Origin of the sequence: Erwinia magellanica, assembly GCF_039023495.1 — a bacterium.
Classification (GTDB): domain Bacteria; phylum Pseudomonadota; class Gammaproteobacteria; order Enterobacterales; family Enterobacteriaceae; genus Erwinia.
In genome coordinates, this window is the sequence record NZ_JBCHVC010000022.1 from 1 (window position 1) to 767 (window position 767).

The 767-nt window shown below is 67.4% G+C and carries 1 protein-coding gene; it reads right to left on the reverse strand.

The window, feature by feature from the left end:
* A partial coding sequence (locus AAH450_RS21060) for a hypothetical protein (protein ID WP_342911928.1) occupies positions 1-767 on the reverse strand: 767 nt, incomplete at both ends.

Here is a 767-nt window from a genome sequence, read left to right on the forward strand (position 1 = left end):
CCCTTGATATGAACGCCAGAGTCGGTGCTCCAGACCACCTGGAAGCTGCCGTCCGCCAGCGCCGCCACCTGCGGCGTCAGCTGATCGCCCGCCGTGGTGGTGTTCACCGTGAACTCCGCGCCCACCGGCTGGCCCTTCGCATCCAGCAGCTGCCCTTTGATGCAGCTGCCGGAACCGTCGCCGCCTGCCGACTGCCACACCACGATCGCCCCGCCGTCCGGCAGGCCGGTGACGGAGGAGACCGTCTGCGCGCCGGTGGTGGTGGTGTTCACCATGTACTCGGAGTAGAACGCCGCGTCCACGTCGATCACGATACCCTCGATGCCGGTGCCCGCGCCGTCCACGTTATCCGACTGCCAGGTGACATAGACGCTGCCGTCCGCCGTCAGCACCGCGTCGAAGATGTGGGTGGCGTCCACCGAGTCGCCGCCGTTGCCCTGGTTGCCCGCCGTGGTGGTGTTCACCAGGAACTCGCGGCCGACCTTATGGTCGTTGGCGTCGAAGCGCTGCGCGTAGATGGCGGAGCCATCCCCGTCGCCGCCATCCGAGCCCCAGATAAGCAGGTAGCCGCCATCTTCCAGCGCCACCCCGACCGGCTTGTACTGCTTGCCGGTGGTATAGCCGTTGACGATGAAGTCACCGCTGCCCACCAGGGTCAGCGCGCCGGTCTCCGCGTCCACGCGGTAGTGCACCGCGCGGATGTCAGAGCCGTTTGCCCCGCTGTCGCTGGTATCCCAGAAAATCACCACGCTGCCGTCGCTCAGGGT